Here is a 12,627-nt window from a genome sequence, read left to right as displayed (position 1 = left end):
TTGAGCTGGGTCTTCACTACAAATTTGGATGGTAGAAAGCATTATTACTATATACGATAGAATTCGAGCTGCTGAGAAAGCATCAGCATACTAGCGGCTGGATTACATGGTAATAGAGTTAGCCTTCCCGGTTTGTGGAGGGAAGGAAGAAGCCTGCTGTCCGATCGGACAGCAGGCTTCTTCTGCTTATTGGCTGTCATCTTGAAATTCATTGAGCTTGCTGTTACGTTAATAGAAAACAAGTTGTGGAATGCGGGGAATGAACGCGTGAGAATCTATGGAGCTATAGAAGGCGGAGGCACAAAATTTGTATGCGGTCTCGGCACGGAGGACGGAACGATAAGAGAGACGGTGACGATACCGACGACCACACCGGAGGAGACGATGGGCAAGGCGATGGCTTATTTTGCAGACAAAGGGATCGAAGCCATCGGAATTGGGACCTTCGGGCCTATCGACGTCAACGTTGCCAGCGCTACATATGGTACCGTTACAAGCACGCCTAAGCCTTATTGGAGCGGCTATGACATCGTTGGCCATGTGAAGCGGGAGCTGAACGTGCCTGTCGGATTTGATACCGATGTCAATGCAGCAGCATTAGGCGAGCTCTTGTGGGGGGCAGCCCAAGGCTTGAAAAGCTGCCTGTACTTGACGGTCGGAACAGGGATCGGCGCCGGAGCGGTTGCGGAAGGTAAGCTTGTTCATGGTCTTACGCATCCGGAGATGGGGCATATACTCGTTCGCCGTCACTCCGAAGACCAATACGCTGGGGGTTGTCCTTTCCATGGCGATTGCCTGGAGGGGCTTGCCTCAGGGCCGGCTATAGAGGCACGCTGGGGCACAAAAGCGTCCGAGCTCGGCGAAGAACATGCCGCATGGCGTATGCAGAGCTACTATATCGCTCAGGCGCTTGTGAATTACACGCTGATTTTATCGCCGGAAAGGCTGATACTAGGCGGGGGCGTCATGCATCAATCGCATCTGTTTCCTCTCATACGGGAGCAAGTACAAGGGCTTCTGAACGGATATGTGCTTCATCCCGCGCTTCATGAAGATATTCATAGCTATATCGTAAAGCCTGGTCTTGGCGACAAGGCGGGAATTAGCGGAGCTCTAGCTCTGGCTGTGAAAGCGGCGGAAGCTTGAAGAAGTTCTATTAGAAGAACAAGAATGATTTTTCAATAAAGAAGCAGCCTCTAAACCCGCAGTATTATGCGGGGGTGGAGGCTGCTTCTTATGTCGGGATTTAGTCTCGGGAGCCCCCTGTCAGACACTTGTTGCCTGGATGGAGCTAGGACTCAGCTTGTCGGAAAGTTAGGCGCGAAAGAGGTTTTCCGCCAAGCGGTTCGCCGCTGCAGATGTAGATAAACTCTGTGCTTCTGCCAGGTCGTACACACGAGTCAGCGTCCCATAGATCGATTCCACGTTGCGCTTCGCTTGAGCAGCATCGCCACCGCTCAGTTCGGACGCGGTCACGATAATGCCGCCCGCATTAATGACATAATCGGGGGCGTACAGAATGCCACGCTTTCGCAGCTTGTCGCCGTGCCTCTCTTCGGCCAGTTGATTGTTGGCCGCTCCCGCCACAATTCGGCAATTCAGCCTGCCGATTGCACCATCGTCCAGCACGCCTCCGAGCGCACAGGGGGCGAGTACGTCACATGGAACCGCCATAATATTTGCCGGTAAGGAGACGCTTGCTCCGAATTCCTTGGCGGCCTTGCGAACGAGTCTCGCATCGAGGTCCGTCACCGTCAGCCTTGCTCCAGCTTCCTTCAAGTAACGGCAGAGCTGATAGCCTACTTTGCCTAGTCCTTGTACGGCTACGCTCCGGTGAAGCAGCGACTCAGAACCGAACAGGCGCCGAAGGGATGCGCCAATGCCGAGAAATACGCCATAAGCTGTCATCTTGGCGGTCAGATCGCCGACCGCTCCAAGCGAGCCGCTTGTATCTGTAACGAAAGTCGTCTCTTGACGAACGGTATCCATGTCCGCCACGGTTGTTCCAAGGTCCATGCCGGTAATGTATTGGCCCTGCAGCTTCTGGATATGCTTTCCTAATGTGCGAAACAAGGCATCGCGCGGGCCAGCATCAGGGGATGCCAGAATGACGGCTTTGCCTCCTCCATAGGGAACCCCAGCCAGCGCGGATTTGTAGGTCATGCTTCGGGCCAGTCTGAGCGCGTCTGCGACGGCATCCTGGTCGCTGGCGTATTGCCGTATTCGGCAACCGCCAAGCGAAGGGCCGAGACTCGTATTATGAATGGCGATGACAGCTTTGAACCCGATCGACCGGTCCTGCAGGAATAGAAGCTGCTCGTATTCGTCCCTCCATGCGTCCATCCTCTCGCCCCTTTCGAAACTCCGATGTGCTACAGCTTATTCGGTAGAGCGGAACCCGGATTGGACACAGTTGGTGTAACGCCTGATAGGAGGGACGGAATCAATCATTTATGGACGAAGCAGCGATGTATGCTTTATTCTATAGGTCTGATTGTTCAATGTGGGAGAAGGGGATAGCGCATGATATCATTACTATTAACCGTAAAGCGGCTGTTTAGCGCGCTATGGCGGTCATTCAAACTGAAAAATTTTCAGGCATTATTTATGCTGGTCATAGTCATGTTATTGTCAGGCACCGTGTTTTTTGTCAGGAACGAAGGGCTGTCCATCGTCGACGCCTTGTATGTCTGCGTGTTGACGCTTAGTACGGTGGGTCACCCGACTTTCGAGCCTCAGACCGAGCTGGGCAAGGTGTTCATGATGCTCTATGTGGTCGTAGGCACGGGATTGTTTCTTGGACTAATTGGACATATTGCCTACGCTCTTATCAAGCAGCCTGAACGCAAGACAGGGAAGAAGGAAGAGGAGTAAGCCGCCAACGACAGCTCCGAGCGAAAAGCATATAGTTCAGAAAGTGAAGGCACGCAATCGGAAATTGCGTGCCTTCTGCATAGAAAGGTTAGAGGACTTGAGCTTTCTTCAGTTCGCTCATGATGGCGATGAGTGCGTTGAAGCTTTGATGCATAGCGGCATCAGAGCCGAAGTTCAAGACGATGTGGGTATCACTTGCAGGATCGCAGTGCAGATGGGCCGCCGTAATACCCAGATGACCCCTTAATCTGGGGTATCCCCGCAGCAGAAAAAACAGCCGCTCGAACTGGATTTCCATCATGCCAAGTCCGTAATGAATGCCGGGGCGGAACTGATGCGGGAAGGAGGTCACTGTTTGCAGGGTAGAAGGGTCATACAGCCTACCGCCATGAAGCGCTTGGCTGAACACCAGCAGATCGTCGGTTGTTGAGACAATTCCTCCACCAGACCAGTCGCAGCTAAGGCTGTTGAAGCCGCTTATATCGTGCTTTTTGAACCAGAGCGGAGAGATGGCAGGGGCAGGTACATTGAGAGGTTCGGTATAGAACATCAAATAGGTGTCCCTCATGTTCAGCGGTTCAAAGATGCGTGTACGAAGCAGGCTGCCGAATGTGCTGCCTGTCACCTTCTCAATGAGCTGTCCCAGCAGTATAAACCCGGTATCGGAATACTGGAAGCGGCTGCCGGGAGGGCTGACCGCCTGCTGGCGTTCTCGGGTAAACGCAATAAGCTCGGAAGGGGTCCATATCCGGTTTGGCTCAGATAGGATGCTGTCGGCGAAAGACCGTCCGCTGTTGACGGGACCTTCAAAGTAGTCCCCGATCCCGGATGTGTGGCCGAGCAGGTGGCTGATCGTCACATCGCCGGCATAGTCGCGTCCTTTGTACAGGAACAATCTCTCCAGTTCTTCCTGCTTAAAGTAAGAGCTAATGCGGTCATGCCATGTAAGCTTCCCCTGATCGACGAGCATGCCTATAAGCGTCATGGTAAAAAGCTTGCCGATGCTGGCGATGTGATACGGTCTGGACGTATCGGGGAATCGGTAGTCGAGCCCCGATCTTGCGGAGCAGATACGGCCTTGTAGCGCGGCTTGCTGGCCTTTAGGCATACCTATACGCTTTTGCTCATACTTACGAAAGATATTGTCCAGTCGCTGAGTCAGCTTGCTGATGTTTGGTGAGGCTAAGTCTGTTTTTGCCGCCATTTTATAACCTCCAGTCACCTAAGTCGTTCTTTTTCTTATCCCTAATAGATATATTGCTAATAGCAGTATTTGATTACTGCTGCAATAGGGACGAAATGGCGGTGACAGGGATGGAACATGTGATCTTGGGACTATTGATGATTCAGAGACAGACGTTATACGAGCTGCACCGAAACTTCAAACGAGGAATCTCCCTATTCTATAGCGCAAGTTACGGCAGTTTGCAGACGGCACTGAGAAAGCTGTTAGGCAAAGAGTGGATCTCTTGCGAGGAACTCGCAGAGAACGGTAGACTTAAGAAAGTGTATCATGTGCTCCCGCAAGGCCGTGAAGCGTTTCTTCACTGGATGCACAGTGAGACGCCGGATCAAAAGTTGGAAGTAACGGTATTGTCGAAGCTATTCTTTCTTGGTCATGTGGAGCATGCGTCGGACAGGGAAGTCATCATTGCCGAGATGATGGATAAGATGGAGCGGGCGCTGGCAGCTCTGGAGCGGATGGAGCAGGAATTGGAAGGGGTGGAGGTACCGCAGCAATATCGCGACCTCTTTCATTATCAGCTGCTGACACTCAATTACGGCCTGGGAGCGCATCGCTACGCAAGGGATTGGTTCGGAAGACTAAGGGTGGAATTGGAGCGGAATTAGCCAGAGAATAGGTGAAAAATACGGACTTCTGCGAAAGTTTCTACTATTTTACACTTATTTGTGGTATCCTTAGACGCTATACACGATAACAACACATACAGTGTTCAAATAGGAGAACGACATAAAATGAATTTTCAAGATCTGAAGCTGATTCAGCCCATTTTACAAGCATTGAGCAAAGAAAACTATACAGAACCAACCCCTATTCAGGAGCGTTCGATCCCATCCGTGTTAGCGGGCCGGGATTTGCTCGGCTGCGCACAGACGGGTACGGGCAAGACGGCAGCATTCTCGTTGCCGATGATTCAATTGTTGAGCAGCGGCATGGAGAAGGCGAGAAAGGATCGTCCAATTCGTGCATTGATCCTGTCACCGACAAGAGAGCTGGCGCTGCAAATCTCGGACAATATTCAAGCGTACAGCCAGTTCACCAAGCTGAGCTGTCTTGCGATTGTAGGCGGTGTCTCCCAGAGCGGACAGGAACGCGCGCTTGCTCAAGGCACCGATATTCTCATTGCGACGCCGGGTCGACTGATGGACCTGCTAAATCAGAAAGTCCTCAACCTTCAAGCTGTGGAGATGCTCGTATTGGACGAGGCGGATCGCATGCTGGACATGGGGTTCATTAACGATGTTAAAAAGATTATCTCCAAGCTGCCTGCCAAGCGTCAAACATTGTTCTTCTCGGCAACCATGCCGCCGGAGATTGCTCATCTCGCAGACAGTCTGCTTACCGATCCTGTTAAGGTTGAAGTGACGCCGGTATCGTCCACAGTGGATCGTATTGCACAATCCTTGTATCTGGTGGACAAGGAGAACAAGCAGTCGCTTCTGAATGATCTGTTGCAGGACAAGTCGATCGTATCGGCATTAGTATTCACGCGTACGAAGCATGGCGCAGACCGTGTAGCCCGCGGGTTGAACAAGCAGCGGATTACGGCACAAGCTATTCACGGCGACAAGTCGCAGAATGCTCGTCAGAACGCACTGAGCAACTTCAAGAGCGGTGCGACTCGCGTATTGGTAGCGACAGATATTGCAGCCAGAGGCATCGATGTCGAGGAATTGTCGCATGTCATCAACTTCAACCTGCCGAATATTCCGGAGACGTACGTTCACCGTATTGGTCGGACAGGTCGTGCGGGGCATGACGGAACCGCTATTTCTTTCTGCGAGAAGGATGAGCTTCCGTATCTGAAGGATATCGAGAAGCTGATCAAGAAGAAGGTGCCTGTCATGGATGGACATCCTTATCCGATGCAGGGGGCGAGCGCCGCTTCGTCTGCTGGAGCGCAGACTTCCTCGAAGCCGTCCGTTAACAACGGTGGAAACGGATCGAAGCCTCGCCGCAAAGGGAATAAACCGCAAGGCGCGGAAACGCAAGCTGGCTCCAATGCGTCCAGCCAGCCAAAGCCGCAAAATAAGGCTCAATCCGTGGACGCGCGACAACAGGAGAATAAGCCGAAACGCTCCGGCGGGTCAAAACCGCAAGAGAATCATAGGCAGCCGAAGCCGCAAAGCCAACCCAAGGTGGATCAGCCACCATCCACAAAGACGGATCGTCCTCGTCAGGGACTGAACCAGCGTCAATCGAACAAGCCGAGATCGCAGCAGCCGAATAGGTCTGCTTCGTCGAGCAGCTACTCGAAGCCGCAATTGCGTCAAGAAGTGCATCAGGAGTCTGGCACCATTATTTCGATTCTGCCGTCCCCATGGGCTTCATCTCCTTCCAGACCAAGACGATAGTCTACGAATAATTTTCCAGCATAATGCTGTCCATTTCAGGAGACTATTCCTAAAGTGTCGTTATTTACTTGAACGATGGCTTTCCTGATTGAACATAACTGTAAAAATGAATAATGGCGGTGCTTTGGAATTGATTCCTGGCATCGCCTTTCTATGCGTACAGTCTATCTTTCCAAGAAACGGTTCCTTTTTGTTGAGCACATATCTGATTGCATATCGTTACCCGAAGACATGTTATTGACTTTCTTGGCCAATCATTTATAATATCCAGTAAATATCTGGATGTGTAACTGGCGAGAACGTAGATTACTACGGGGGAGCACATCTATCATACGAGCCGTTCGCCTGGGCAAAGCATTTGATCATGGATCGAATGCTTTTTTATGTTCAAAGGAGCGATTGGGATGGAGAAAGCAAAAAATGTAGCGGTGTTGATGTACGAGGGAGTGGATACACTGGATTTGGCAGGACCATTCGATGTAATTGCCGTTTCAAGCAATTGGGGGCAAGATTTCAACGTCTATACAGTAGCTCTGGAGCAGAAGGAGTATCGATCTGTTAGCGGGATTACGTTGGTTCCGACCTATCATGTACACAATTGTCCAAAGGCGGATATCGTAATCGTGCCGGGAGGCTGGGGATCGCGGACGGAGATGCATAACGAGGCGCTAACGGACTGGATACGGGATGTATCGGAACAAGCCGAGCTTACGCTATCCGTCTGTACGGGAGCGTTGCTGTTGGCCAAGGCAGGCTTGCTGGAGGGCCTGTCGGCAACAACGAATAGCCGTGCTATTGATTTGCTGCGCGAGGTTGCTCCGGCCAGCACCCGTATTGTAGAGGGCGTTCGATATGTGGACAACGGCAATATCATCCTGTCAGCTGGTGTGACGGCGGGTATCGACGCAGCATTGCATGTGGTGGAAAGGCTGATTGGTGAAGAGAGGGCGCTTGATACAGCAGTGAAGCTTGAATACAACTGGAATCGTGAAGATCCTGTATGGATCGCAGGGTAGCAGTTTGTCATTCGCAGAGCGACAGTGATAGGTTAGGGTTCAGGCTGCATGGATATATTACATTTAGTGAGCTGTTGTTCACGATCGAATCGTTATTCAGCCCGGCGCTTATTGTGGTGCGGGGCTGTTTTTTATATTTCCGTGCATTTCACTATATCCTGCATGCAACTGACCGGGCCATGTCTTGAACTTCCGGAGAAACGTGATATGGTGAGTTACAGAAAAAGCGAATGGGCAAGTCGGAGAGAGGCAGAGAGCTTGAAGCTTATCATAGACCAATAATTGGAGTGGCTGATCGCCCAGATCCGGTTGTATTCGTTCTCCATCATAGGCAAGAAGGATGGGCGCCGCCACCTTATCCGGCTGGAGGATGTAATAGCCGATACAGTCGCTTACGGCGCTGTATCGGCTATTATACTTAACTGGGTAGATTAACGGAAGGAATGTCCAGTGGCCGCATCGCTGTCGGCACCGCATGATTCCCGGATAATCAGCTTTGGGGAGTGGTTGATGCTGAGCATCTCCTCCGAGCCGTTAATGGCGCTAATTAATTGCATGACCGCCATTCGGCCCAAGTATTCATTGTGCTGATCTAGTGAGGTTAATCTTGGTATGCTGTAATTGCTCTGCAGGAATTGATCGCAGCTCGCGATTGCGATATCTGCCGGACAATCCAGTCCGCGATCCCTCATGGCCCGAATGGCGCCAATCGCTACCATGTCGTTAATGGCAATCACCGCTGTAGGCAAGTGATCAGCCGAAGTATGGAGCAGATGATTCATCGCGGAGTACCCGTCTTGCGCATAGTAGTCGGAGGTCACGATATGTCGCTCGTCCAGCGGCTTGTTCAGCACCTGCAGACTATGCTTGAAGGCGTCGATTCGAGCTGTCGTAATGCGAATTCCGGGTTCCCCGCCGATAAAGCCGATTCGCTCATGGCCCAGCGCGATAAAGTGATGGACGATGGATGTTACGCCCTGCTTCAGGTTCCGCTCGATGAAGAGACAGTCGCATCCCTCAATCTTGGAGCCGACGATGACGACAGGCACTCGCTGCTGCAACTGGTTGAGCATATGGATGAACGAATCGGATACATCTTCTTTGTCGATGTTGCCGCCGAGTATCAGTACGCCATCCACCTGCTTCTCCAGAATCATTTTGAAGTAGTCTTCTTCTGTCAGATGAAGCTCATTCTGAAGCTGATGACGAACGAACATCGTGTTGAACAGCAGTGTCGCATATTGATTCTTCAGCGCGAAGTTCTGCACTTCCAGAAACAAAGAAGCGAAGTAAGGATTGGTAATGTCCGGAAGTATAACGCCAATATTCTTCGATGTATGATTAACCATGCCTCTGGCGAACACGCTGGGCGTGTAGTTGTATTCGTCAATAATTTGCTGAATCTTTTCCCTCTTCTTGGGGGATACGGATGGACTGTTGTTAAGCACGCGTGAAACAGTGGACACGGAGACGCCGCTTTTTTGGGCAATTTCCTGAATGGTCATTTTCGTTTTCAAGGGGGCACATCCTTTGGCCGATGCTTGATATAGCTAAATTTTAACTCAAGTAAGCATTTTATTCAATACAGCTTTGGTATCGTTACCAAGAAGCCTTGAAGCTATTGATGTGATTGAATAATTTATGTTTTTTGCGAAAAATCGCGTAAATATGCTGTTGACACGACCTTTTTCATTTGTTAATCTCATGACAACAACAAATTTATTCATTCATTTTTGGTAACGATACCAAATGGATGGGAGGTGCAGCTGTGGAACAGCAAATTCAGCAATCCATTCTCGCAGTCGATTTGGGCGGTACATCGATTTTGCTCGGAGAAGTTTCATTGGACGGCAAGGTGCTGCATACGCAGTCGTATCCAACCGATACGGCGACGCAAGCAGCTGCCATGGAGAATATAGGGAAAGCCATTCAGCATTATATAGATACAGTGTCAAGAAAGGCACGCGAGCTGGTGGCAATCGGAATTGGTGTAGTGGGTAGAGTGGATAGAGCGAACGGCGTGTGGATGGAGATTGAACCAGGCAAAACAAATCCGACGGATGTAGCCCGGATCATCGAGCAACGATTTGGCTTGCCATGCGGAATTGACAACGATGTCTCATGCGCGACGCTTGCAGAGCTCAAGCACGGATGGGGCACTGAGTCGAAGGATTTCATTTATTTGAACGTCGGAACAGGGATTGCTGCAGGCTTCGTCGTCAACGGTGCGATTATTGAAGGCTCACACTTCAACGCCGGAGAGATCGGTCACATGGTCGTAGACATGAATAGCGATGCGATCTGCGCATGCGGCAGAAGAGGCTGTGTGGAACGGCTGGCATCAGGACTTGGCTTGCATGAGCGTGTCATTAGCTTGAAGGGCGAGTATCCCGATACCGCCATTGCCATAGAAGACGGCCAAAGAGTATCGGCCCAATCGATCTTCAAGCATGCCGCTGAGGGCGATCCGCTGGCGCAGCGAGTCACCGAGGAAGGTTCAAGAGCGCTGGCCGCCGCGATCATGAATATGGTACGGGTCTCTGATCCGGATACGATTGTGCTCGGCGGGGGCGTTGGCGGCAATGCTTATTTCACAGAGTTGGTAGAGCAGCATTTGAATCCGAAGACGATGCGCTTCGTAACGAACGGAATTGCACGTACGAAACAATCGACTCCGGAAGCGGGACTTGTAGGAGCAGCCATGGTTGGTTTGGAAGCATGGACTTTGAGAAGAGGAGTGTTGTCTCATGATGAATGACAGTTTCAAGCAGGATATTAAGCAGTCGGGTTATCTTCACCGCCCGCTGCCGATTTATCGGGAACGGTCACTGGAGAAGGAACAGGAGGAGCAAGTTGTTCTCTCCCGGGAGACCTTGTTCGACGCCAGTACCGGTGGGGATCATCAATGGGTTCACCATGGTGTAGGGTCGCTTCAACCTTCAGATCAATGGATCAAGCTTGTGTCTCCTTCCATCATGCCGCATTGGCCGGAGGGAGCACCTGCTGACGGAGACTATACGAACTTCGGCAGCGCGTGGATGACCTTGAAGCTGGATAGAGTGAACTGGGAGTCGTTCAATCGAATTACCCTTAACCTACGCCCTCAATTCCATGGCGTTCCGAATACCTATATTATGATCAAGTTCAAAAATGAAGGCGCTATCCCCATTCCAGATCTCTACCATCGGGAAGGCGTCCATGGCGTCAACATGGATAACCACGATTGGAACACGGTTCATCTAGATATTCAAGAGCTGCCGAGAGATGTGATTACGGAGTTAACTATCGGTTATTACTTGAACGGCAAGGAGCGGGCAACCGGCGAGGCGATCGAGCTGGAGCTGAAGGATATTACACTGGAGAAAGTAGAAGGACATCATGTGTCCAAGGGCTGGGTGCCGAAGCAAGGAGAGATCGTATATTCCCATAGCGGTTATTCGATCGATGGGCATAAGACGGCCTTTGCTGTCGGCCTTACGGGAGAGCGCTTTCAATTGATTAATGAAACTGGCGGAGCCGCCGTTTTCACAGGTGCGCTGGGTAAGCTGGAGACCGATTGGGGAACGTTCCAGGTCATGGACTTCTCTGAATTCAAGCAGAGCGGTCGTTATAAACTGAGTGCGGGCGGCAAAGTCACAGAGAGCTTCTCTATTGGGGTTGCATCCGGTGTATGGCATGCTTCCATCTGGAAATCGTTGAACTTTATCTTCTGTGAACGCTGCGGTTATCCCGTTCCGGGTATTCACGGCAGCTGCCATGCGGATATCGTGGCGAAGCATAAGGACACCTTGTTGTCGTTCAATGGCGGCTGGCATGATGCGGGCGACGTCTCGCAGCAGCTCATTCAGACGGCGGAAGTGACACATTCGCTATTCGAGATGGCTGACCAGGTGAAGCCATTTGACGAGGATTTGTATCTTCGCTTGCTGGAGGAAGGCGAGTGGGGACTTGATTTTATACTGAAGACCCGTTTCGGCGACGGCTACCGCGCTACAAGCGCAGGCATCACAAGATGGACGGACGGCAGAATCGGCAATATGGATGATGCGGAAGCACGCGTTCATAACCAGGCTTATGAGAACTTCTACTGCTCAGGCATTGAAGCCTACATTCATAGCCGGATAAACCATCAACCTGCGCTATCGAATCGACTGCTGGAGATGGCCAAAGAAGATTTCCAATATGCGCTGGATGAATATAAGAAGCATGGCTTTAACCAAAAGCCGATCTTCTGGGAACACACGTATCAATCGTCGGAGAGCCTGTATATGGCTACGGCATCATGGGCTGCATCGATGCTGTACAAGGCGACGAAGGATAGCTTCTATGCGGAGAAGGCTGCCGAATTTATTGCTTTCGTCAGAAGATCCCAGGAGCTTGAGGGTATCCAGCTGGACAACGGTTCCAAGCTGAGAGGCTTCTTCTATCGCAACCCGGGGAAAGAGGTTGTGCAGCACTTCAACCATCAGGCTCGCGAGCACTTGTATTTGATGGCCCTCTCGGCCATTCACGAAACACAAGGCGATCATCCTGAAGCGTCGGATTGGCTGGAGTCGATAGAGGCTTATGGTGAATACGTGAAGCGAATGGCAGAGTACACGCTGCCATACCCGATGCTTGCAAGCGGTGTCTACCATGTGAACGAGCATCAGGATGACAAGAGCTTCAACTATCAGCATCTGCTTATCGATCATCAAGCGAAAGTGGATTATGGCGACCAGCTTAAAGCAGGGGTGAAGCTGAACGATTCGTATTACTTGCGCAGATTCCCGGTTTGGTTCTCGTTCAGAGGCAACAATGCGATTATGTTGTCGCAAGGGAAGGCGGCTTCCATAGCGGGTCTTCACTTGAAGGACAAAGCGCTGCTGGATATTGCAGAGGGTCAGCTGCGGTGGATCGTAGGGCAAAATCCGTTCGGTCAATCCATGATGCACGGTGAAGGCTACCGTTATGCGCAGCAATATTCGGTACTGTGCGGCGAGATGACGGGCGAACTGCCGGTCGGCGTTCAGACATTCGGTAATGAGGATGAGCCGTATTGGCCGCAATTCAATAATGCAACTTATAAAGAAGTATGGACCGGCGTTGCGGGGAAATGGATGTCTATCGTAGCCGATCTGTACGCAGCGGAGGTGTAACC

The 12,627-nt window shown here is 51.2% G+C and carries 10 protein-coding genes and 1 riboswitch; of the genes, 7 read left to right on the top strand and 3 right to left on the bottom strand.

The window, feature by feature from the left end:
* Positions 1 to 267 precede the first annotated feature (267 nt).
* The gene (locus DX130_RS22870) at positions 268 to 1,146 is read left to right on the top strand and encodes an ROK family protein (protein WP_116049471.1); all 879 of its coding nucleotides are present in this window, start codon (positions 268 to 270) and stop codon (positions 1,144 to 1,146) included.
* 168 nt (positions 1,147 to 1,314) lie between these two features.
* On the opposite strand, the gene DX130_RS22865 is transcribed toward DX130_RS22870, so the two are convergent.
* Positions 1,315 to 2,343 carry a Leu/Phe/Val dehydrogenase gene (locus DX130_RS22865; RefSeq protein ID WP_116049336.1) on the bottom strand — a complete coding sequence of 343 codons (1,029 nt, stop codon included), beginning with the start codon at positions 2,341 to 2,343 and terminating at the stop codon, positions 1,315 to 1,317.
* Positions 2,344 to 2,523: 180 nt separating this feature from the next.
* Here DX130_RS22865 and DX130_RS22860 point away from each other — a divergent pair, with 180 nt between their 5' ends.
* Positions 2,524 to 2,874: a potassium channel family protein gene (locus DX130_RS22860; protein ID WP_116049334.1), complete on the top strand. Its 351-nt coding sequence runs from the start codon at positions 2,524 to 2,526 to the stop codon at positions 2,872 to 2,874.
* Between the two features lie 88 nt (positions 2,875 to 2,962).
* Here DX130_RS22860 and DX130_RS22855 read toward each other — a convergent pair whose 3' ends face one another.
* Positions 2,963 to 4,078, bottom strand: coding sequence for a serine hydrolase domain-containing protein (locus tag DX130_RS22855; RefSeq protein WP_116049333.1), 1,116 nt, complete (start codon positions 4,076 to 4,078; stop codon positions 2,963 to 2,965).
* A 110-nt stretch (positions 4,079 to 4,188) separates the two neighbouring features.
* Here DX130_RS22855 and DX130_RS22850 point away from each other — a divergent pair, with 110 nt between their 5' ends.
* The 3 genes from DX130_RS22850 to DX130_RS22840 all read left to right on the top strand — a co-directional run bounded on the left by DX130_RS22850 (position 4,189) and on the right by DX130_RS22840 (position 7,487).
* Complete coding sequence (locus DX130_RS22850) at positions 4,189 to 4,725, top strand: PadR family transcriptional regulator (RefSeq protein ID WP_165861423.1); 537 nt, start codon at positions 4,189 to 4,191, stop codon at positions 4,723 to 4,725.
* Between the two features lie 126 nt (positions 4,726 to 4,851).
* Entirely contained in the window at positions 4,852 to 6,471 is a 1,620-nt protein-coding gene (locus DX130_RS22845; protein WP_116049329.1) for a DEAD/DEAH box helicase, read from the top strand.
* Between the two features lie 276 nt (positions 6,472 to 6,747).
* Positions 6,748 to 6,829, top strand: a riboswitch (ZMP/ZTP riboswitch).
* A gap of 46 nt (positions 6,830 to 6,875) precedes the next feature.
* A complete protein-coding gene (locus tag DX130_RS22840; RefSeq protein WP_116049328.1) occupies positions 6,876 to 7,487 on the top strand; it encodes a DJ-1/PfpI family protein in 612 nt (203 codons plus the stop codon).
* 431 nt (positions 7,488 to 7,918) lie between these two features.
* Here the strand turns inward: DX130_RS22840 and DX130_RS22835 are convergent, their stop codons facing one another.
* Positions 7,919 to 8,992 (bottom strand): LacI family DNA-binding transcriptional regulator, encoded by a 1,074-nt coding sequence (locus DX130_RS22835; protein WP_116049469.1) that lies wholly within the window; start codon positions 8,990 to 8,992, stop codon positions 7,919 to 7,921.
* 263 nt (positions 8,993 to 9,255) lie between these two features.
* Here DX130_RS22835 and DX130_RS22830 point away from each other — a divergent pair, with 263 nt between their 5' ends.
* On the top strand, positions 9,256 to 10,245 hold the full coding sequence (locus DX130_RS22830; protein WP_240644662.1) for an ROK family protein: 990 nt from the start codon (positions 9,256 to 9,258) through the stop codon (positions 10,243 to 10,245).
* A complete protein-coding gene (locus tag DX130_RS22825) occupies positions 10,238 to 12,625 on the top strand; it encodes a glycoside hydrolase family 9 protein (RefSeq protein ID WP_116049467.1) in 2,388 nt (795 codons plus the stop codon). The genes DX130_RS22830 and DX130_RS22825 overlap by 8 nt, the downstream gene beginning before the upstream one ends.
* The last annotated feature ends 2 nt before the right edge of the window (positions 12,626 to 12,627 follow it).

Origin of the sequence: Paenibacillus paeoniae (assembly GCF_003388735.1) — a bacterium.
GTDB lineage: Bacteria > Bacillota > Bacilli > Paenibacillales > Paenibacillaceae > Pristimantibacillus > Pristimantibacillus paeoniae.
This window is presented reverse-complemented; position numbering and strand designations above follow the sequence as displayed.

What these genes read in the sequence shown, in the direction of transcription:
- DX130_RS22865 (WP_116049336.1), bottom strand. Translation starts at nt 2,343, where the DNA reads ATGGACGCATGGAGGGACGAATACGAGCAGCTTCTATTCCTGCAGGAC.
- DX130_RS22860 (WP_116049334.1), top strand. Translation starts at nt 2,524, where the DNA reads ATGATATCATTACTATTAACCGTAAAGCGGCTGTTTAGCGCGCTATGG.
- DX130_RS22855 (WP_116049333.1), bottom strand. Translation starts at nt 4,078, where the DNA reads ATGGCGGCAAAAACAGACTTAGCCTCACCAAACATCAGCAAGCTGACT.
- DX130_RS22850 (WP_165861423.1), top strand. Translation starts at nt 4,189, where the DNA reads ATGGAACATGTGATCTTGGGACTATTGATGATTCAGAGACAGACGTTA.
- DX130_RS22845 (WP_116049329.1), top strand. Translation starts at nt 4,852, where the DNA reads ATGAATTTTCAAGATCTGAAGCTGATTCAGCCCATTTTACAAGCATTG.
- DX130_RS22840 (WP_116049328.1), top strand. Translation starts at nt 6,876, where the DNA reads ATGGAGAAAGCAAAAAATGTAGCGGTGTTGATGTACGAGGGAGTGGAT.
- DX130_RS22835 (WP_116049469.1), bottom strand. Translation starts at nt 8,992, where the DNA reads ATGACCATTCAGGAAATTGCCCAAAAAAGCGGCGTCTCCGTGTCCACT.
- DX130_RS22825 (WP_116049467.1), top strand. Translation starts at nt 10,238, where the DNA reads ATGAATGACAGTTTCAAGCAGGATATTAAGCAGTCGGGTTATCTTCAC.